Source organism: Vibrio sp. V09_P4A23P171 (assembly GCF_963875615.1).
Lineage (GTDB): Bacteria > Pseudomonadota > Gammaproteobacteria > Enterobacterales > Vibrionaceae > Vibrio > Vibrio anguillarum.
Genome location: NZ_CAWNMR010000033.1, coordinates 137,612 through 156,211, shown reverse-complemented (window position 1 = coordinate 156,211; position 18,600 = coordinate 137,612). Strand labels below are relative to the sequence as shown.

Genomic DNA, 18,600 nt, shown 5'->3' with positions numbered 1-18,600 from the left:
ATAATTCTCTCAGTGGAAAGGGGAAAAAACGAACTTTTTTGCCTTTTTCTTTGACTAAAACCGATTTGGAAGATAATATTCGCGCCCTATGCAAAAGGTAAAAATACCGCGATCGATTGATCCGGCTAAAGCAGCTCAAAAACGACTTGATTGTGATGGTATCATCCAACTCAGTCTTTTTAAGCGTTTAGAAGAATCAGTCGCAGGCGTTAAACGCGACGCACAAGTCTCATTGTCATTTGGGCTTGATGAACAGCGACTAGTTGTTATCTCTGGTAAAGCTAACATCTCTGTCGATTTAGAGTGTCAACGCTGTAACAAGGTTTTCGCACATGAGTGCGAAGTCCAATTCAAGTATACTCCTTACTTGGGGAGTAAAACGGATGAAGACGCACCGGAAGAGTACGATTTGGTAGATCCGAATGAGTACGGTGAGATCGACCTTGTACAATTAGTTGAAGACGAGTTCATCATTAATCTGCCACAAGTAGCAATGCACGATAGAGCGGAATGTAGCGTTAATTCAGACAATTTAGTATTTGGTGAACTTCCAGAAGAACTAGCGGAAGAAAAGCCGAATCCATTTGATGTTTTAAAAAACTTAAAACGATAATTCGTTATAGGTTAAGACAAAGGAGTAGGGTCAATGGCCGTACAAAAGAGCAAAAAATCACGCGCACGTCGTGGCATGCGTCGTTCACATGATGCGCTAACTACATCTGCACTATCTGTAGATGCGACTTCAGGTGAAACTCACCTACGTCACAACATGACTGCTGACGGTTATTACCGTGGCAAAAAGGTTATCAGCAAGTAAGGTTGACCTTTGCAATATTTAACCGTTGCACTTGATGCAATGGGCGGGGATTTCGGTCCTCGCGTAACAGTGCCTGCCGCCGTGCAGGCACTGTCGCATTTCCCAGAGCTCAAAGTGATCCTCGTTGGTGATCAAGTTTTGATCACACATCAATTATCTCAATTAGGTTATGAACTTAATACTCGCTTGAGTATTTTGCACAGTGACCGCGTTATTTCTAACTCCGAAAAACCTTCTCTGGCCTTACGCAATAGTGCTGGAAGTTCAATGGGCATCGCAATTGACCTAGTTTCTGATGGCCGTGCTGATGCTTGTGTCAGTGGTGGTAATACAGGTGCGCTCATGGCGTTATCTCGTTTTCGTCTGAAATTGCTGCCCGGCATTGATCGTCCTGCATTAGTTTCAGCGTTGCCGACGGCTTCAGGTCAACGCACTTGGATGCTGGATTTGGGTGCGAACGTATCAAGTGATGCCGATTCTCTGTTTCAATTTGCTGTCATGGGGAGTGCGCTGGCCGAACAGCATTTAGGCCGCTCTGCAAAAGTTGCCATCCTTAATATTGGTGCGGAAGAGATTAAAGGGAATGATTTAGTGAAGCGTTGCGCTGAAATGCTGAATCAAACTCAGGCCGTCAACTATATCGGCTATATCGAAGGTAATCAGTTGTTGGATGATGTCGCTGATGTGATTGTTTGCGATGGTTTCGTCGGCAATGTTTGCCTGAAAGCATGTGAAGGCACAGCACAACTCTTTATTGATAAGTTAAAAAGCCAACTTTTGGGCTCATCCATAAAGGGTTGGATTGCACGAAAACTGTTTTCTTCATTATTTACTGAACTAAAAACATTGAACCCCGACCAGTATAACGGCGCAAGTTTGTTAGGATTGCGCGGCATTGTCATAAAAAGTCATGGAAGTGCTGATGTACTCGCCGTCGTGAATGCGATTTCCGAAGCGGTACACGAGGTCAAACGACAAGTCCCCAGCCGTATAAGCGATCGTTTGGAAGCGGTTTTACTCGAGAGGCATTATTAGTCTTCATGTATAGCAAAATTTTAGGTACTGGCAGCTACTTGCCATCTCAGGTGCGTACCAACGCAGATTTAGAGAAAATGGTAGAGACAAGCGATGAGTGGATTATTGCCCGTACGGGTATTCGTGAGCGCCGTATTTGCGCGGAGAATGAAACCGTTGCGGATATGGCTTTCTATGCAGCGCAAAATGCCATTCAAATGGCCGGCATTGATAAAAACGATATTGATCTGATTATTGTTGCAACAACCAGCAGTAGCCATGCATTTCCTTCGGCGGCATGTCAGGTGCAAGGTAAGCTTGGCATCAAAGGATGTCCCGCTTTTGATTTAGCGGCGGCTTGTTCAGGTTTTGTCTATGGATTATCGATTGCAGATCAACACATCAAATCGGGTATGTGTAAAAACATTCTTGTCATTGGTGCTGATGCCTTGTCTAAAACCTGCGATCCAACAGACCGCTCGACAATCATTTTATTTGGTGATGGCGCAGGCGCCGTCATTATTGGTGCAAGTGAAGAGCCAGGAATTTTGTCGACTCATATCTATTCTGATGGTGAGTTTGGCGAGCTCTTGAGTTTACCTGTTCCAGAGCGTGGTGGTGATGCTGATAAATGGCTTTATATGGCGGGTAATGAAGTCTTTAAAGTGGCAGTGACGCAACTCTCTAAGCTTGTTAAAGATACGCTTGCTGCCAATAACATGCACAAATCAGAATTAGATTGGTTAGTGCCTCATCAAGCTAACTATCGCATTATTTCCGCGACCGCGAAAAAACTATCGATGTCACTTGACCAAGTCGTAATAACGCTTGATCGCCATGGTAATACGTCTGCTGCTACCGTCCCAACCGCGCTCGATGAAGCCGTACGAGATGGTCGAATTCAACGTGGTCAAACGTTATTGCTTGAAGCCTTCGGTGGTGGTTTTACTTGGGGCTCGGCACTCGTTAAGTTTTAAGCGGATAGATTTTTATTTTAAGGGGTTGGTTCAACCTCTTGTTTTTACTTAAGGAAACAAACAATGAGCAAGTTTGCTATCGTATTTCCAGGTCAAGGCTCGCAATCAGTTGGTATGCTTGCAGAACTTGGTCAGCAGTATGATGTCATTCAACAGACATTTGCCGAAGCTTCTGAAGTGCTGGGTTATGATTTATGGGCATTGGTACAAAATGGCCCAGTAGAAGATCTTAACCAAACCTCTCGTACTCAACCGGCATTACTCGCTTCTTCTGTTGCCCTTTGGCGGTTATGGCAAAGCCTAGGTTTAGAGCAGCCAGCCTTGCTTGCTGGCCATAGCTTGGGTGAGTATTCCGCACTGGTGTGTGCAGGTGTAGTTGACTTTAAGCAAGCCATCAAATTAGTAGAGCTGCGCGGTCAGTTAATGCAAGAAGCCGTTCCGGCAGGCGTAGGTGCGATGTCGGCTATTATCGGTCTTGATGATGAGCTGATAGCAAAAGCGTGTGAAGAAGCAGCTCAAGGTGAAGTGGTTTCACCGGTTAACTTTAACTCGCCAGGCCAAGTTGTCATCGCAGGCAATAAAGATGCAGTTGAACGTGCGGGTCAGTTATGTAAAGAGGCCGGAGCAAAGCGTGCGCTGCCATTGCCAGTTTCTGTTCCTTCTCACTGTGCTTTAATGAAGCCAGCAGCAGACAAGTTAGCGGTTGCATTACAATCGATTGAATTTAATGCACCACAAATTCCGGTCATCAACAATGTGGATGTAATAGCAGAAATTGATCCGGCCAAAATTAAAGATGCGTTAGTTCGTCAACTATACAGCCCTGTTCGTTGGACGGAATGTGTACAGTTGATGAGTGAGCAAGGCATAGAAAAGCTGCTTGAAGTTGGCCCAGGCAAAGTTTTGACAGGCCTGACTAAGCGCATTATTAAATCGCTTGAATCAGCAGCAGTGAATGACATTGCTTCACTTGATGCCGTTAAGTAATCAAAGGAAAGAATAGATGATGAACCTAGAAGGCAAAATTGCTCTCGTGACTGGCGCAAGCCGTGGTATTGGCCGAGCGATCGCTGAATTATTAGTTGAACGCGGTGCAACAGTGATCGGCACGGCTACTAGCGAAAGCGGTGCAGCGGCAATCAGTGAATATCTTGGTAATAATGGTAAAGGCCTAGCGCTGAACGTGACGGATGTGGAATCTATCGCAACGACGCTGAAAATCATCAATGACGAGTTTGGTGTGATCGATATTCTTGTGAATAATGCCGGGATTACTCGTGATAATCTATTAATGCGCATGAAAGATGATGAATGGTCAGATATTATTGATACCAACTTAACGTCTATCTTCCGCTTATCGAAAGCGGTGCTACGTGGCATGATGAAAAAGCGCAATGGTCGCATCATCAATGTGGGCTCTGTGGTCGGTACTATGGGTAACGCTGGTCAAACCAACTACGCAGCGGCAAAAGCGGGCGTAATTGGCTTTACTAAGTCGATGGCTCGCGAAGTTGCATCTCGTGGTGTGACGGTTAACACAGTTGCGCCAGGTTTTATCGAAACAGATATGACAAAAGCGCTGAATGATGACCAACGTACTGCTACACTAGCCCAAGTGCCAGCTGGCCGCTTAGGCGATCCACGCGAAATTGCGTCGGCAGTGGTATTTTTAGCTTCTCCAGAGGCTGCCTACATTACGGGTGAAACTTTGCACGTAAATGGCGGGATGTACATGGTATAAGTTGGTTTTTGAACGTTATTGATGAAATAAAGGCTTTGCTATTGTCAACAACGTGTAAAACTTGCTAACTATATGCGCAACATTTGTGCATGATTTAAGTCAAAAATGGTCTTAATTTCGGTTAAAATCGGTAAAATTGTGGTTTGACCAGCAATGACCCACTTGCAACTTTCCCTAGTTAGAATAAACTACGGAACCATCGCATTAGGCGAAATCTGTAAAGGAAAAGAAAACATGAGCAACATCGAAGAACGCGTAAAGAAAATCATTGTTGAACAGCTAGGTGTAGACGAAGCAGAAGTAAAGAATGAAGCTTCTTTCGTAGAAGATCTAGGTGCTGATTCTCTAGATACAGTTGAGCTAGTAATGGCTCTAGAAGAAGAATTCGATACTGAAATTCCAGATGAAGAAGCTGAGAAGATCACTACTGTTCAAGCTGCAATCGACTACGTAAACAGCGCTCAGTAATATCTCTCCCCAGGCGGCCCTCTGGCCGCCTGAGTTTTTCTAACTCTTCTATACCTCTCATAGAACTTTTCAACTCCGGAGAATATGATCGTGTCCAAGCGTCGTGTCGTTGTCACTGGCATGGGTATGTTGTCACCGGTAGGCAACACTGTAGAATCTTCTTGGAAAGCCCTGCTAGCTGGTCAAAGCGGTATCGTTAATATCGAACATTTTGATACCACCAATTTTTCAACTCGTTTTGCAGGTCTAGTCAAAGACTTTAACTGCGAAGAGTATATGTCTAAAAAAGATGCCCGTAAGATGGATCTCTTTATCCAGTACGGTATTGCGGCGGGTATCCAAGCACTTAATGATTCTGGTATCACAGTAACTCCAGAAAATGCCCCAAGAATCGGTGTTGCTATCGGCTCTGGTATTGGTGGTCTTGACTTGATTGAAACTGGCCATCATGCCTTGGTAGAAAAAGGCCCACGTAAAGTGAGCCCGTTCTTTGTACCCTCAACGATTGTCAACATGGTTTCAGGCAACTTGTCTATCATGCGTGGTCTTCGTGGTCCAAATATCGCTATTTCTACCGCATGCACAACAGGTTTACATAACATTGGCCATGCGGCACGTATGATTGCATACGGTGATGCCGATGCAATGGTGGCGGGTGGTGCAGAAAAAGCATCGACACCACTTGGCATGGCGGGTTTTGGCGCAGCAAAAGCATTGTCTACGCGTAATGATGAACCGCAAAAAGCGTCTCGTCCTTGGGACAAGGGCCGTGATGGCTTTGTTCTAGGCGATGGTGCGGGTGTTATGGTTCTTGAAGAATATGAACATGCTAAAGCACGCGGTGCGAAGATTTACGCTGAGTTAGTTGGCTTTGGTATGTCTGGTGATGCTTATCACATGACTTCACCAAGCGAAGACGGTTCAGGCGGTGCGTTAGCGATGGAAGCCGCGATGCGTGATGCGGGCGTAACAGGTACTCAAATCGGTTACGTCAACGCTCATGGTACTTCGACTCCAGCTGGTGATGTTGCGGAAATTAAAGGTGTTAAGCGCGCTTTAGGTGAAGAAGGTTCGAAACAAGTTCTTGTCTCTTCTACTAAATCGATGACTGGTCATTTGCTAGGCGCGGCTGGTTCTGTTGAAGCCATTATCACCGTTATGTCATTAGTTGACCAAATTGTTCCACCAACCATTAACCTTGATGATCCAGAAGAAGGTTTAGGCATTGATCTTGTTCCACACACTGCCCGCAAAGTGGAAGGTATGGAATATGCAATCTGTAACTCTTTTGGTTTTGGTGGTACGAACGGCTCGTTGATTTTCAAAAAAATCTAATGATTGTGGTTGTGACACTTGAGTTTGAACGGCTTGATGCTTAGCATTGAGCCGTTTCTTTTTGTGGGGTAAGCACGATGTTTTGGGTAAATGGACAACCTAGTGACACTCTATCTCTTACTGATCGCTCTTTTCAGTATGGGGATGGTTGCTTCACAACGATTCTCGTTTGCGCTGGTGAGCTTCAATATTGGGATATGCACGTTGAACGCATGGAATCTTGTTTGCGGTGTTTAGCTATTCCCGCCCCTGATTGGCGGCAAGTTGAACATTGGCTCTCAACGATCGTTCCTCTTACCGCAAAATCCGGTGTGAAAATTCATATTAGCCGCGGACAAGGTGGTCGGGGTTATAGCCCTGCTAACGTTGGCGATTCTCAAGTCACTATCAGCACCTTTGAGTATCCAGCCCATTATGGTCAGTGGATAGCCGATGGTATCGAGCTTGGTGTATGCCAACAGCGGATGGGACTCTCGCCATTATTGGCGGGTCACAAACATAACAATCGACTAGAACAAGTTTTATTGAAGTCAGAGATGGATGCAAAAGGGTACGCTGACGGCATCGCGCTAGACATCAATGAGCATGTCATAGAAACTACGGTTGCAAATATTTTTTGGGTGTCAGGGGATAGGTTATGTACGCCAAGCTTAGACAATGCAGGCGTAGCTGGGGTTATTCGTCGTGTATTATTGGCGGCGGCTACCGATCTCAAGGTTGAGGTGAGAGCATTCTCATTAGAAGAGTTATTGTCGGCAGATGAAGTGTTTATTACTAACTCCTTATTAGGCGTTGCGCCTGTCACGGCAATTGCAAATACGATTTTCCCTATTGGTAAAATAACACGCTATTTTCAGGAGCGTTTTAACTCGTGATTAATCGAATTCTCGTTGTATTACTACTGATCATTATCGCCGTTGGAGCTGGATATTTCTACATTGAGCGACAGGTAGATGCTTATTTAGAACAGCCTCTATCGCTTCCTTCATCGCAAGTCGTGACCATAAAATCAGGTACAAGCCTTAATGGCGTATTAACGCTATTGAATGAGAAAAAATGGATAACGGATTTTTCGATGTACAAGTTAGTACGACGTCTGCATCCTGAAATAACCAAAATTAAGGCGGGAACTTACCAAGTACAACCCGGAGATCGATTGATCGATCTCTTAAGTGACGTGATATCCGGTAAAGAGCATCAGTTCTCTATTACCTTTGTCGAAGGGAGCCGCTTTAATGAGTGGCGAGCTCTGCTTGCACAAACTGAAGGCGTGACAAACACGATAGCTGATTTGGCAGAAGCCGACATTGCCCAAAAATTAGGTATTGAGCAGCAAAAGCTTGAAGGATTGTTTCTAGCGGAGACTTATCATTTCCCTTTTGGAACGACCGATCTTGAGATCCTAAAAAGGGCCAATAGACGTCTTGAGAAAATACTCGATCAACATTGGGCCAATCGCCAGCCAAATCTGCCAATTAAAACGCCTTATGAAGCGTTGATTTTGGCGTCAATTATTGAAAAGGAAACGGCTATTGCTTCAGAGCGAGGGCGCATTGCCTCCGTTTTTGTCAATCGACTCAATAAACGGATGCGGCTACAGACTGATCCTACGGTCATTTACGGGCTTGGCGATGCCTACGATGGCAATCTTCGTAAAAAAGACTTAAGAACACCGACGCCATTTAATACTTATACTATTTTTGGTTTACCTCCTACGCCTATTGCGATGGCGGGGGAAGCCTCAATCAAAGCGGCATTAAACCCAGAGCAGAGTAATTATTTGTATTTTGTTGCCAGTGGCTCTGGTGGACACGTTTTTTCTAAAACATTGAATGAACATAATCGCGCTGTTCGCGCTTATTTAAAACAGTTAAGAACCCAGTCATGAATGCTAAATTTATTGTTGTAGAAGGTTTAGAAGGCGCAGGAAAAAGCACTGCTATTCAATCCATTAGAGAAACACTTATTGAGTTCGGCGTGACAAATATCACTCATACTCGTGAGCCGGGTGGAACTGTTTTAGCAGAAAAAATGCGCGCCTTAGTCAAAGAAGAGCATGAAGGTGAAGTGCTTCAGGATATGACTGAGCTGTTATTAATGTACGCCGCTCGTGTTCAATTGGTTGAAAATGTGATTAAGCCTGCACTTGCGGCTGGTTCGTGGGTGGTTGGTGATCGCCATGATATGTCCTCTCAAGCCTACCAAGGTGGTGGGAGGCAAATTCCGCTAGAAACGATGCAAAACCTTAAAAAGGTAACGCTAGGTGATTTTAAGCCAGATTTTACTCTCTATTTGGACCTAGATCCGAGCATCGGTTTAGAAAGAGCCAGAGGTCGAGGTGAGCTTGATCGTATCGAAAAAATGGATATTGGTTTTTTTGAGCGCACGCGTGAACGTTACCTTGCCCTAGCTAAGGAAGATAAAAGCGTGGCTGTGATTAATGCTGAACAAACAATAGAAGCGGTGGCATTCTCTATCAAAGCAGCGTTAACCCAGTTTCTAGAAACCAATATGCTAGAGAGAAACTAGGGCTAAACATTGAGTAACAAATTAATGATAAATGATCTGTATCCTTGGTTAGCAGGCTATTGGCTTCAGTGGCAAACCAGCCTCAATAACCAGCAGTTCCCTGCGGCGAGCTTACTCGTTTCTCCCTCAGGGCTGGGCGCTGAACGGCTCATTGAGAAGTTGAGTGCAGCAGTGATGTGTTCGCATAGCCATTCAGAAGCGTGTGGGTTTTGTCATAGCTGCGAATTGATGAAGTCTGGTAGTCACCCTGATTTTCATCTGATCTCGCCTGAAAAAGAGGGGAAGGCGATTACCGTTGATCAAATTAGGCAATGCAATAAGTTGGCTCAAGAATCGGCGCAGCTTTCTGGTGCTCGCTTTATCGTTATTAATCCCGCCGATTCCATGAATGAATCAGCAGCGAATGCACTGCTCAAAACGTTGGAAGCTCCGGGGCGCAATTGTTTTTTCTTACTTGTCGCCTCTCGTATCAACCCATTACTCCCAACCATTATCAGTCGCTGTCAAAAAACGGTGCTGACACCACCGAGCAGTGAACAAGTCTCGCATTGGTTAAGTGAACAGACATCGCAACCTGTCCCTCCTTATGCGGCGCATTTAAATGGTTATTCACCACTAAATACGTTGGCGTTTGTTCAATCGGGAGAGTTAGCAAAATATCAGGCTTTTGAGCAAAATATTGCTCATTGCTTAACCGATGCCAGTGCCGATATTTCCGCTTGTGTGAAGCAGATTAATGAGGCGCCTACCCAATATTTGGCTTGGTTGTGGACCATGTTGACCGATACGCAAAAGGTACAATTTGGCGTGGTTGAACAGCAGCAGCTTCCTATTAGCCTTCGATTAGCAAAACAGATCAGCTACCCAGTACTTTATCGCCAAACCAAGGCATTAACTCGTTTAATGGAAGAACTAAAGACGTTTAGTGGGCTCAATAGTGAGCTACTGATCAGCGATTGGCTATTTAACTTTAATGATGAGAAAACATGTTTGTAGATTCGCACTGCCACTTAGATAAACTTGATTACGATACGCTCCATATCGATGTTGCTGATGTAGTAGAAAAAGCTCGTCAAGCCAATGTTAAGCAATTGCTTTCTGTTGGCGTAACGCTGGATTCTTTTGAACCAATGTTAGAGCTTATTCAGCCCTTTGATAATGTTCATGCTTCTTGTGGTGTTCATCCACTTGACGTTGAAAGTCATTTTGAATTGACCCGCTTCCATCAATACGCGAGTCATCCCAAAGTGGTGGCGATTGGCGAAACGGGGCTAGATTATCACTATCAGCCGGAAACGGCTGAGTTACAGAAGTTACGGTTTTCACAGCACATTGAAACCGCTGTTGCCCTTAACAAACCTTTGATCATTCATACACGGAATGCCCGGGCTGATACTCTTGAAATGCTCCGTGATGGTGGGGCAGAAAGGTGCGGTGGTGTTATCCATTGTTTTACTGAAGATCTTGCCTTTGCACAAGCCGCTATGGAGCTTGGCTTTTATATTTCTATCTCAGGAATTGTCACGTTTAGACAAGCGACAGAATTGAAAGAAGTTGTGAAGGCGCTGCCCTTGGAACGCTTGCTGATTGAAACTGATTCCCCTTATCTTGCGCCGGTTCCACACCGTGGTCAGCAAAATCAGCCAGCCTACGTTGTTGAGGTTGCTGCTTATATTGCACAGCTAAAAAATCTGTCATTAAAAGAAATTGAAGAAAAAACGACCGAAAATTACCAAAATCTTTTTTTGCGACGGAAAGTTGAATTGTCGTGAGAAATGCGTGTAAGACGGCGTTTTTTATCAAGTTAGCGTGATAATTAACAACTTATTACCTTGTTTACTTAATCTGTTGAAAAAATAAGCTTGAAAGTTAAAATTGTAATTTTGTTACTAAAAATAACAAGTGCGCTAATTTTATTCACTCTGTGAAATTAATGGTATTGTTAACAATGTCATTATAAAACATAGAGTTATATTAATTGATTGGCAGTGTTTACACCCTCCCGCATTGTGATCGGTCTATTGTTTTGAAACAAAATTTCGTTACTAACTAGAAAGTTTGAGTGGCATCAAGATATATTTAGAGGCGAAAAATATAATGCGATATGTGGTTACATTTTCATTGGGTGCTAACATTTAGGCTACGGGGGTGTGCCGTTAGAACCCAAACAATTCTAATAACTTAATCAGGAGCATAAACATGTTTAAAAACCTTTTTGCAAACCTGCAGAAAGTTGGTAAGGCTCTGATGCTTCCAGTATCAGTTTTACCAGTTGCGGGTATTTTGCTTGGTGTGGGTGCAGCGAACTTTAGCTGGCTACCAGAAGTTGTTTCACATTTAATGGAACAAGCTGGTGGTTCGGTTTTTGGTCAAATGGCACTACTCTTTGCAGTAGGTGTAGCATTAGGCTTCACGAATAACGATGGTGTTTCAGGCCTGTCAGCAATTGTTGGCTATGGCATCATGGTTGCGACGCTAAAAGTAATGGCAGTCGTAATGGGTGTTGATAACATCGAGACGGGCGTTCTTGGTGGTATCCTTGCAGGTGGTGTTGCTGCTTGGGCATTCAATCGTTTTTACAAAATTCAACTTCCTGAATATCTTGGCTTCTTCGCGGGTAAACGTGCAGTACCAATCATTACGGGTTTCCTTGCGATTGCTCTAGGTATTGTTTTATCTATCATTTGGCCTCCTGTAGGTTCAGCTATCGCAACATTCTCTGATTGGGCTGCTAACCAAAACCCAGTAACCGCATTTGGTATCTACGGTGTTGTTGAGCGTTCATTGATTCCATTTGGTCTTCACCACATCTGGAACGTGCCTTTCTTCTATGAAGCAGGTACATGTACCAACAATGCAGGTACTACCGTTCACGGTATCATGACTTGTTTCTTGACTGCTGATGATGCGTCTCGCGCTGCAGGTAACGGTTTCGGTCAACTAGCGGGTGGCTACCTATTCAAAATGTTCGGTCTTCCAGCTGCAGCAATTGCAATTGCACACAGTGCTAAACCAGAAAACCGTGCCAAAGTAATGGGTATCATGGCGTCAGCTGCATTGACTTCATTCCTAACGGGTATTACAGAACCTATTGAGTTCTCGTTCCTATTCATCGCTCCAGTACTTTATGTTGTTCATGCTTTGCTAGCTGGTCTTGCTTATGTATTGACTAACGCTCTAGGTGTTGTTCACGGTCACACGTTCTCGAACGGTTTCATTGACTTTGTTGTTCAATCTCCTCGTGCTGAAAACATGTTGCTATTGGTTGGTCTAGGTATTGCTTATGCAGTTCTATACTATGTCGTGTTTACTTTCGTTATCCGTACGATGAACCTGAAAACTCCAGGTCGTGAAGATGAATCTGAAGAAGCTTCTTCTGCTACAGGTAGTGAGTTAGCTGGTGAACTTGTTGCAGCCTTTGGTGGTAAAGAAAACATCACTAACCTAGATGCATGTATTACTCGTCTACGCGTTTCTGTTGCTAAAACAGAAGCAGTAAACCAAGAGAAATTGAAACAGCTTGGTGCTGCGGGTGTTGTTGTTGTATCGGGTGGCGTTCAAGCTATCTTTGGTACTAAGTCTGACAACCTTAAAACTGAAATGGATGAGTGGATCCGTAACCACGGTTAATTCATATCTTTTCATTCCCCTATAAAAAAGGAGGCGAAAGCCTCCTTTTCTTTTGCCGCTAACTCGCTCATCAGCCATTCTCTATTTTTATAAGTTGATCATTGCCATCTCATTTATTAGTTGAGTTGTCCGCTTGCGGCGATAAGACGGATCTCACGCTTGGCTTGTCGACTTAACTCTCTTTTATCTCAAACGATAATCAAGTAAGGGCTATTTCGCTCTATTCCTTTATTCACATCACTTGTTTAATTTTGCTGTGGTTTGGGTGGCATGAATAGGTTTGGCTTCAAGAGGCAGGTGTAGCGGTTGTCGACAGGCATAAAAAAAGCCGATGATGACATCGGCTTTTAGAATCAACAGGATTATTGTTTGTTCATGGCTTTTTTAATGCAGATGGCGGCGCCACCCCACGTAACGCCCAAACCAATAATCATCATAATAATTGCACTTGTCGTCATTAGTTGCACTCCTTGCGGCTTGTTGCATTGATTGTTACGCCTATAGCGAATAGTAACCCGATCATGACCCATCCTAGGGTGAGGTCATAACCACCGTAACCTTCTGTGAATAGAGCGTTCAGTTTTGTGGCGACAATAATGGCCAAAATTACAGGTGAGATAAAGCGCAGACAAATATCAAACCACACGCCAATATTGAAATCGGAAATGCTGTTCACGTATTTGCGTACGTCAGAAATCTTAAATAGCCATGCCATGAGCGTAAGTTCCACTAGACAGCTCGCCATAATGCCCACGTTGTTTGCGAAGTGGTCGACAAGGTCGAGTAGCAACAGGCCACCGTTGGTCGCAAAGGCCATTGAAACCAAAAACCCTACGCTGATAACTACATTAGCGGCCTTTTTACGGCTCCATTTTAGCTTATCGATGACGGCTGAGGTGACGGCTTCAATGATTGATATGTGTGAGCTTAGGCCTGCAACAACAAGTGCAAAGAAGAAGATTGGCCCAAGAATATAGGGCGCTGGCAATAGGTTGATAGCCGCTGGTAACGTAACGAATGCAAGCCCAACGCCCGCAGACACGACTTCTGTCAACGGTTTGCCTTGTTCATGAGCCATGTAGCCAAGAACAGAGAAAATCATAATCCCCGCCAGAATTGAGAAACCACAGTTGATCAATACTGTCATGAAGGCGTTATTCGTTATGTCTGATTTCTCAGGAAGGTAGCTGGAATACGCCAGCATGATGGCAAAACCAATACTTAGGGTGAAGAAAATCTGTCCATAAGCAGCAGCCCAAACCTTCACATCCCAGATCTTGTCAAAGTCAGGCTCAAACATGTAGTTCACACCATCTAATGCACCTGGTAGGAAAATCATGCGGCCAATCAAAAGCAGTACCATGATAAACAGTATTGGCATCATGATTTTTGAAGCGCGTTCGATTCCAGATTTCACTCCACCGACGATAGCAGCATAAGTAATGGCCCATGCAATCAGCATTGCAATGGCGATTTTCCATTGAATACTACCGAGATTTGTCGGTGAATTATCGCCTAGTGCTAAATAGTTGCTAAAGAAGAAAGCATTAGTATCGGTTCCCCAACTTTGTGTAAACGACATACCAAAGTAGGAAATAGCCCAGCCAATAACGGCCACATAATACACAGCAATAATAGCGGCAACCCCTACTTGGAACCAACCTAACCATTCAAATTTTGCGTGAATTTTAGCCAGTGTGGCTGGTGCTGAACCGCGATGCTTTTGACCCATACTGAACTCTAGGATCATAAACGGTATACCCGCTGTGATCATGGCGAAAAGGTAAGGGATGAAGAATGCACCACCCCCATTCTCATAAGCCATATAAGGGAAACGCCATATGTTTCCAAGACCGATAGCCGAACCTACGGCAGCCAGAATGAACCCTGCACGGGATCCCCATTGTTCTCGCTTCATTGTTTACTCCTTTACGACTTCCCTGAGGTATGAAGCTTCTCTTCGGCTGCGGAGCCAGTGTTGGAGTGATGAATACTATCGGTACACTAAGTAGACCGTGAATATTTGCGCCATCATCCATGAACTGGCAAAAAGTTAGTGTTATATGTTGTCAGCTTTCCGAGAACTCAGAATATTGTTCTTAATAGTTCGATGTGTGTTTGCTGTATCTGAAATAATCAGCTACGCATGGGTTCGAGACTACAGACTAATCTAAGTTAAGGCAATAGATTGTAAATGTTATTCCCTGGTTTTTTGATGGTGTATTAGTTGTTAATTAATTGGTATTTAGGTGGAATGAACGTCATTTTTTAATAAGAATGGAATTTATAACTTCGTTGTTTAAAAAATATAAATGATAAAACTATTTTTTGTCGAAGAGTGTATGACTGAAAAACATACACTCACTAGTGAATCACACCACAATTTTATCTTGGTTTAAAAACGAACTGTTAGGCCGATATTAGCCGAAAATTGATTGATCCAATCAGATTTAAAACGAATCGCGCACGTTTCTGAAGAGGGCAGTGTGCAGGTTGCTGAAGTTTCGTTGTCAACAGAGGTACCTAACCAACGCACTTGGCTATTCAGCGCAATGTTATCGGTAAAGGCATACTCAAAACCCCCAAACAAGCTTGAAGAAAAACCATATTTATCTTTAGCCCAGTCAACATCCGTATAAGAACCACCGATACCTAGGCCTATATAAGCGGTCAATTGTTGGCTTGTCGGATAATAAATGCTGCTTTGAAAGTGGAGATAATGGATGTTGGCATCCGCGTTAATGGTTTCAACAGAGGTGTTTTGAGTGGCATAAAACAGACCAATTCGGCCTTTTTCGTAATCAGTTTCTATAGCGAGGCCATAACCAGAGGAAGCTTTTAAATCGTATTCATTGCTGGTTTGATCCTCGACTTCCCCCCCAATGATATACCCAAAAAAGGGAGAAACGATGACTTGCGCTTGTGCATAGGGAGCAGATAAAGCTCCTATGATAAGAATGATTTTATTGTATTGATGCATAATTATTAACCTAAGCCACTTTTTAACGATTAGGTTATTGTGATGGTAACTCCATAATTGTGCACGAAAAACCAACGATTCTTGAAGATACTTCACACTGATGTTATTACTTTGTTATCTGATAGGAGGTGGCTATGGAACTTGATCTAAAATACGCATTAGTGATTACTGCAACGGTCTTTACTATTCTCGTCGGTTTTGGTTTGATCGCTATCAGCCATTAATCAACGAGGGTTCTGCTGATGAACACTAGTGGAACTATCTCTGATAAAGAGACGAGAGCGGATTTAGATCGGCTCTCGAAGTACATTGGAGGAAAAAATGCATTGGTTGCCCAAGGTGGTGGCCAAAGAGGTATTTTTACCGCAGGTGTGTTAGATGCGTTCCTTCTTTCCAATTTTGACCCCTTTGATGAATTTTATGGCACCTCTGCAGGTGCATTGAATTTGTGCGCTTACCTATGCCGTCAGCATGGGTTAGGCAAGGCTTTTATTTTAGAACTCACCACGGATGCTAATTTTTTTAATCTATTTAGCTACGTTCGGCGTAAGCAGTTCATGAACTTGGATTGGGCTTTAGATCGCATATCGGAATTTCCTTATCGGTTGGATGTCGATATGGGAGCCCAAGTCCTTGCGAACAGAAAAGCTTATGCTGCTGTTACCTCAGCACACTCACTCCACGACCATTATTTCCCGATATTAGCAAGTAACTGGCGAGAGGTGTTGATTGCCACCTGTGCGATTCCCCGCTTATATCCGCATGAAGTCAAGCTGGGTGATGACCTATATATTGATGGTGGAGTATCGGCATCAATTCCAGTTCAGGAGGCATGGCGTAGAGGTGCCCGTTTTGTCGCGGTAATCCGCACTGAATGCCCTGATGTCGACGCGGTAGAGAGTGGGTTACCGATGAAGCCGTTGCCTTCTGTTAAGCCTTACAACGAGGCTCATTGGTTACATGAACCTTTGCAAAATATTCAAGGTCAGTGGCGACAAAAATTGTCTTACTGGAAGCAAGAGTGGAGTGGTCTTCTCCATCAACAAATAGAACGTTCTAAGCTACAAAAACGTGAGCAAATGAATTTGGAGCTACTCAATGGTGGACGCTGGTTATTTGGCGCTGATGATATTTATCGCTTGAGTCATTTAATTGGTGACAAGTTTGATTCGGGGTTAGCGGATATGTTAATGGTGCATTACCAAACTTATTCTCTTACTCAAGAATTTTTGCGTGCGCCGCCGGATGATGTTTACATCCTACAGATTGTGCCCAGCGAACCATTGAGGTCAAGATCTCTCTTAAGCAGTCAAGAAGATCTGCTTTATGATTATGAGCTGGGACTGACGGCGGGTTATCGCTTTATCGACCAATTTAACCAAGCGCAGTCGGCATATCAGTCCCGTATTGCATCATCGGATTATTTTCCCCGCGACCATTAAGTCAACGGGGATCACGGGTTATTCAAGGACCGGCAGGATACGCATGCAGTTGGTTGACCCTTCGACATCCATAATGTCACCTTGAGTGATGATCACTAAGTCACCGAACTCTAACAATTTTTTCTCCTTAAGCGTATTGAGAGCTGCAACGGCCACATCAAAACCAGTGTCTGCTTTGGTATCAAAATAGACGGGTGTGACTCCCCGATATAGAGCGCAGCGGTTTAAACTTCGTTCATTGGGCGACATAGCAAAGATAGGCAGTACAGAATTTAAGCGTGAGGTCATAAGCGCTGTTCTTCCTGATTCGGTCAGAGTCACCATGGCTTTGATTCCTTCCATGTGATTGGCCGCATAGATAGTGGACATCGCGATGGTCTCTTCAGCAGTCACAAACGAAGTATCGATTCGGTAATTTTGTTGGCTAGCTTCGATCATTTTTTCCGCGCCGACACACACTTCGGCCATCGAACGAACCGTTTCTACTGGGTATTTCCCAGCAGCAGTTTCACCTGAAAGCATCACCGCATCGGTTCCGTCAAGCACCGCATTGGCAACATCCATTACCTCCGCGCGGGTTGGCATTGGGTTCTCTATCATTGACTCCATCATTTGTGTTGCGGTGATCACTACTCTATTGAGTGCCTTAGCGCGGCGGATCAGTTTTTTCTGCACACCAACCAGCTCAGGATCACCAATTTCTACCCCCAAGTCACCACGAGCGACCATGATCACATCGGAGGCCATAATGATGTCATCAATATTGTGATCACTGGCCACGGTTTCTGCCCGTTCCACTTTCGCCACGAGCTTGGCCTCAAGGCCAGCATCACGAGCGAGGCGGCGAGCGTATTTCATATCTTCGCCATTGCGAGGAAATGAAATGGCCAGATATTCAACCTGTATTTCGGCGGCGAGTAGTATGTCTCGTTTGTCTTTTTCGGTCAGCGCTTCCGCCGATAAACCGCCACCCTTTTTGTTGATTCCTTTGTTATTTGAAAGTGGACCACCGACGGTGACTATGGTGTGTATTTTAGCACCATCGACTGCTGTGACGAGTAGTTGTACTCGTCCGTCGTCCAATAGCAGCAAGTCATCCTGTTGCACATCTTGTGGTAGCTTTTTGTAGTCAATGCCAACCGAGTCTTGGTCACCTTGCCCAGGGGGGAGCTCTGCATCAAGAACAAATCGGTCACCTTCATTTAAGTAGACTTTTCCTTCTTTAAATGTGGAGACCCTAATTTTTGGTCCTTGTAAATCACCAAGTAAAGCGACATGGCGACCCAACTTAGCCGCGATAGCTCTTACTCGTTGCGCTCGCAGTTTATGGTCCTCGGAGCTACCATGTGAAAAATTCATGCGCACAACATTTGCGCCAGCTTTGATAATCGCCTCTAATATCTCGCCTTTGTCTGTTGATGGGCCTAAAGTAGTCACGATTTTTGTTCTTCTTAACACAGCGGTCATTGTGTTCTCCTGATGGGGCGGGAATCTAGATTGAGTATATGCAAGATCTGGCGAAAGAAAGGGGATAAGAGTGAAATTTATCGACAGGTGTCAGATGATTTTTGTCACAAAAAAAGAGGAGTTTCATATTTTTTGAATGTAAACAAATGGCAGTTTATTGGCTAAATACACGAAGATCTATGTATATCCGTGATGCTTGT

Annotated in this window: 20 protein-coding genes; 16 read left to right on the top strand and 4 right to left on the bottom strand. The window is 44.2% G+C overall.

The genetic code is table 11. The features are described from left to right. Window positions 1-88 precede the first annotated feature (88 nt). From yceD to ptsG, 14 genes are all read left to right on the top strand, one after another. Window positions 89-613, top strand: a complete 525-nt coding sequence (gene yceD, locus AACT23_RS11350) for a 23S rRNA accumulation protein YceD (RefSeq protein WP_010319120.1) — start codon at window positions 89-91, stop codon at window positions 611-613. 33 nt (window positions 614-646) lie between these two features. Next, window positions 647-817 (top strand): 50S ribosomal protein L32, encoded by a 171-nt coding sequence (gene rpmF, locus AACT23_RS11345; RefSeq protein ID WP_010319119.1) that lies wholly within the window; start codon window positions 647-649, stop codon window positions 815-817. 9 nt (window positions 818-826) lie between these two features. Further along, window positions 827-1,852, top strand: a complete 1,026-nt coding sequence (gene plsX / locus AACT23_RS11340) for a phosphate acyltransferase PlsX (protein ID WP_094128971.1) — start codon at window positions 827-829, stop codon at window positions 1,850-1,852. 5 nt (window positions 1,853-1,857) lie between these two features. After that, window positions 1,858-2,808: a beta-ketoacyl-ACP synthase III gene (locus tag AACT23_RS11335; RefSeq protein ID WP_010319117.1), complete on the top strand. Its 951-nt coding sequence runs from the start codon at window positions 1,858-1,860 to the stop codon at window positions 2,806-2,808. A 63-nt stretch (window positions 2,809-2,871) separates the two neighbouring features. After that, window positions 2,872-3,795, top strand: coding sequence for an ACP S-malonyltransferase (fabD, locus tag AACT23_RS11330; protein ID WP_013856404.1), 924 nt, complete (start codon window positions 2,872-2,874; stop codon window positions 3,793-3,795). 19 nt (window positions 3,796-3,814) lie between these two features. Next, window positions 3,815-4,549, top strand: coding sequence for a 3-oxoacyl-ACP reductase FabG (gene fabG / locus AACT23_RS11325; RefSeq protein ID WP_041769216.1), 735 nt, complete (start codon window positions 3,815-3,817; stop codon window positions 4,547-4,549). A gap of 234 nt (window positions 4,550-4,783) precedes the next feature. Then, window positions 4,784-5,017, top strand: a complete 234-nt coding sequence (gene acpP / locus AACT23_RS11320) for an acyl carrier protein (RefSeq protein ID WP_014204679.1) — start codon at window positions 4,784-4,786, stop codon at window positions 5,015-5,017. 90 nt (window positions 5,018-5,107) lie between these two features. Continuing rightward, window positions 5,108-6,352, top strand: coding sequence for a beta-ketoacyl-ACP synthase II (gene fabF / locus AACT23_RS11315; protein WP_026028275.1), 1,245 nt, complete (start codon window positions 5,108-5,110; stop codon window positions 6,350-6,352). A 77-nt stretch (window positions 6,353-6,429) separates the two neighbouring features. Further along, window positions 6,430-7,227, top strand: a complete 798-nt coding sequence (gene pabC / locus AACT23_RS11310; RefSeq protein ID WP_094128968.1) for an aminodeoxychorismate lyase — start codon at window positions 6,430-6,432, stop codon at window positions 7,225-7,227. Continuing rightward, entirely contained in the window at window positions 7,224-8,240 is a 1,017-nt protein-coding gene (gene mltG / locus AACT23_RS11305; RefSeq protein WP_017049103.1) for an endolytic transglycosylase MltG, read from the top strand. Before pabC ends, mltG begins: the two co-directional genes overlap by 4 nt. Continuing rightward, window positions 8,237-8,881: a dTMP kinase gene (gene tmk, locus AACT23_RS11300; protein WP_017045261.1), complete on the top strand. Its 645-nt coding sequence runs from the start codon at window positions 8,237-8,239 to the stop codon at window positions 8,879-8,881. The genes mltG and tmk overlap by 4 nt, the downstream gene beginning before the upstream one ends. Before the next feature lie 9 nt (window positions 8,882-8,890). Continuing rightward, window positions 8,891-9,877 (top strand): DNA polymerase III subunit delta', encoded by a 987-nt coding sequence (gene holB, locus AACT23_RS11295; RefSeq protein ID WP_094128965.1) that lies wholly within the window; start codon window positions 8,891-8,893, stop codon window positions 9,875-9,877. Next, window positions 9,868-10,653 (top strand): TatD family hydrolase, encoded by a 786-nt coding sequence (locus tag AACT23_RS11290; protein ID WP_017045263.1) that lies wholly within the window; start codon window positions 9,868-9,870, stop codon window positions 10,651-10,653. Before holB ends, AACT23_RS11290 begins: the two co-directional genes overlap by 10 nt. 427 nt (window positions 10,654-11,080) lie before the next feature. Continuing rightward, window positions 11,081-12,511 carry a PTS glucose transporter subunit IIBC gene (gene ptsG, locus AACT23_RS11285; RefSeq protein ID WP_013856413.1) on the top strand — a complete coding sequence of 477 codons (1,431 nt, stop codon included), beginning with the start codon at window positions 11,081-11,083 and terminating at the stop codon, window positions 12,509-12,511. Window positions 12,512-12,873: 362 nt separating this feature from the next. Here the strand turns inward: ptsG and AACT23_RS11280 are convergent, their stop codons facing one another. The 3 genes from AACT23_RS11280 to AACT23_RS11270 form a co-directional block, all read right to left on the bottom strand. Then, window positions 12,874-12,969: a MetS family NSS transporter small subunit gene (locus tag AACT23_RS11280; RefSeq protein ID WP_094128962.1), complete on the bottom strand. Its 96-nt coding sequence runs from the start codon at window positions 12,967-12,969 to the stop codon at window positions 12,874-12,876. After that, on the bottom strand, window positions 12,969-14,429 hold the full coding sequence (locus tag AACT23_RS11275) for a sodium-dependent transporter (protein ID WP_017045264.1): 1,461 nt from the start codon (window positions 14,427-14,429) through the stop codon (window positions 12,969-12,971). Before AACT23_RS11275 ends, AACT23_RS11280 begins: the two co-directional genes overlap by 1 nt. Before the next feature lie 477 nt (window positions 14,430-14,906). After that, window positions 14,907-15,491 carry an outer membrane beta-barrel protein gene (locus AACT23_RS11270; protein ID WP_047687855.1) on the bottom strand — a complete coding sequence of 195 codons (585 nt, stop codon included), beginning with the start codon at window positions 15,489-15,491 and terminating at the stop codon, window positions 14,907-14,909. A gap of 134 nt (window positions 15,492-15,625) precedes the next feature. Here AACT23_RS11270 and cydH point away from each other — a divergent pair, with 134 nt between their 5' ends. Beyond that, window positions 15,626-15,715 carry a cytochrome bd-I oxidase subunit CydH gene (gene cydH, locus AACT23_RS11265; protein WP_094123948.1) on the top strand — a complete coding sequence of 30 codons (90 nt, stop codon included), beginning with the start codon at window positions 15,626-15,628 and terminating at the stop codon, window positions 15,713-15,715. A gap of 18 nt (window positions 15,716-15,733) precedes the next feature. Next, a complete protein-coding gene (locus AACT23_RS11260; RefSeq protein WP_094128956.1) occupies window positions 15,734-16,933 on the top strand; it encodes a patatin-like phospholipase family protein in 1,200 nt (399 codons plus the stop codon). Between the two features lie 18 nt (window positions 16,934-16,951). On the opposite strand, the gene pyk is transcribed toward AACT23_RS11260, so the two are convergent. Then, window positions 16,952-18,400, bottom strand: coding sequence for a pyruvate kinase (gene pyk / locus AACT23_RS11255; RefSeq protein WP_017045267.1), 1,449 nt, complete (start codon window positions 18,398-18,400; stop codon window positions 16,952-16,954). Between the last annotated feature and the right edge of the window lie 200 nt (window positions 18,401-18,600).

What these genes read in the sequence shown, in the direction of transcription:
- yceD (WP_010319120.1), top strand. Translation starts at nt 89, where the DNA reads ATGCAAAAGGTAAAAATACCGCGATCGATTGATCCGGCTAAAGCAGCT.
- AACT23_RS11270 (WP_047687855.1), bottom strand. Translation starts at nt 15,491, where the DNA reads ATGCATCAATACAATAAAATCATTCTTATCATAGGAGCTTTATCTGCT.
- AACT23_RS11290 (WP_017045263.1), top strand. Translation starts at nt 9,868, where the DNA reads ATGTTTGTAGATTCGCACTGCCACTTAGATAAACTTGATTACGATACG.
- pabC (WP_094128968.1), top strand. Translation starts at nt 6,430, where the DNA reads ATGTTTTGGGTAAATGGACAACCTAGTGACACTCTATCTCTTACTGAT.
- fabG (WP_041769216.1), top strand. Translation starts at nt 3,815, where the DNA reads ATGAACCTAGAAGGCAAAATTGCTCTCGTGACTGGCGCAAGCCGTGGT.
- AACT23_RS11335 (WP_010319117.1), top strand. Translation starts at nt 1,858, where the DNA reads ATGTATAGCAAAATTTTAGGTACTGGCAGCTACTTGCCATCTCAGGTG.
- AACT23_RS11275 (WP_017045264.1), bottom strand. Translation starts at nt 14,429, where the DNA reads ATGAAGCGAGAACAATGGGGATCCCGTGCAGGGTTCATTCTGGCTGCC.
- acpP (WP_014204679.1), top strand. Translation starts at nt 4,784, where the DNA reads ATGAGCAACATCGAAGAACGCGTAAAGAAAATCATTGTTGAACAGCTA.
- tmk (WP_017045261.1), top strand. Translation starts at nt 8,237, where the DNA reads ATGAATGCTAAATTTATTGTTGTAGAAGGTTTAGAAGGCGCAGGAAAA.
- AACT23_RS11260 (WP_094128956.1), top strand. Translation starts at nt 15,734, where the DNA reads ATGAACACTAGTGGAACTATCTCTGATAAAGAGACGAGAGCGGATTTA.
- AACT23_RS11280 (WP_094128962.1), bottom strand. Translation starts at nt 12,969, where the DNA reads ATGACGACAAGTGCAATTATTATGATGATTATTGGTTTGGGCGTTACG.
- cydH (WP_094123948.1), top strand. Translation starts at nt 15,626, where the DNA reads ATGGAACTTGATCTAAAATACGCATTAGTGATTACTGCAACGGTCTTT.
- ptsG (WP_013856413.1), top strand. Translation starts at nt 11,081, where the DNA reads ATGTTTAAAAACCTTTTTGCAAACCTGCAGAAAGTTGGTAAGGCTCTG.
- pyk (WP_017045267.1), bottom strand. Translation starts at nt 18,400, where the DNA reads ATGACCGCTGTGTTAAGAAGAACAAAAATCGTGACTACTTTAGGCCCA.
- fabD (WP_013856404.1), top strand. Translation starts at nt 2,872, where the DNA reads ATGAGCAAGTTTGCTATCGTATTTCCAGGTCAAGGCTCGCAATCAGTT.
- rpmF (WP_010319119.1), top strand. Translation starts at nt 647, where the DNA reads ATGGCCGTACAAAAGAGCAAAAAATCACGCGCACGTCGTGGCATGCGT.